Genomic DNA, 686 nt, shown 5'->3' on the forward strand with positions numbered 1-686 from the left:
TAGGTAGCTTAACCGCAAGGAGGGCGCTTACCACGGTAGGATTCGTGACTGGGGTGAAGTCGTAACAAGGTAGCCGTATCGGAAGGTGCGGCTGGATCACCTCCTTTCTAGAGTTTGCACGAATCAGTAATGATTCACGCATCAAATGTTCACACTTATCGGCTGTTAATATAAAGAACAGCATTTGGGGCTGTAGCTCAGCTGGTTAGAGCACCGTGTTGATAACGCGGGGGTCGTTGGTTCGAGTCCAACCAGCCCTACCAGTTTCTGTAGTCTGGAAATACCCATAGGGGGATTAGCTCAGCTGGGAGAGCACCTGCTTTGCAAGCAGGGGGTCGTCGGTTCGATCCCGTCATCCTCCACCAAAAGTTCAAACGTAAATCAGTGCTGATAATGCACCGGGATTTAGGTTTGGTCTTTTCGAGATCAAGTGCTGTATGTTCTTTAACAATCTGGAAGAAGTAAAGATTATTTATTGATCGGTTTGCCGTAAAAAGCGAATCGATGGGTAATGATTGTATGTATCAACAAACAAGCAACAACGTTGTACTTTCTTATTCCTGTAGCGCTCTTTGATTACCTAGTAATCAGAGGCTAACGTTATAGGGACAAGCGAATAAGTGCACATGGTGGATGCCTTGGCGATTACAGGCGATGAAGGACGTAGTAGCTTGCGATAAGCTGCG

At 46.6% G+C, this 686-nt stretch carries 2 tRNA genes and 1 rRNA gene; all 3 read left to right on the forward strand.

Annotated elements, in window-relative coordinates:
- A 16S ribosomal RNA gene (locus tag CSQ91_RS28380) occupies positions 1-107 on the forward strand; the annotation flags it as partial.
- 79 nt (positions 108-186) lie between these two features.
- Positions 187-263, forward strand: a tRNA-Ile gene (locus CSQ91_RS28385).
- 26 nt (positions 264-289) lie between these two features.
- Positions 290-365, forward strand: a tRNA-Ala gene (locus CSQ91_RS28390).
- The last annotated feature ends 321 nt before the right edge of the window (positions 366-686 follow it).

Source organism: Janthinobacterium sp. BJB301 (genome assembly GCF_002735685.1).
Taxonomy (GTDB): Bacteria; Pseudomonadota; Gammaproteobacteria; order Burkholderiales; family Burkholderiaceae_D; genus Janthinobacterium; species Janthinobacterium lividum.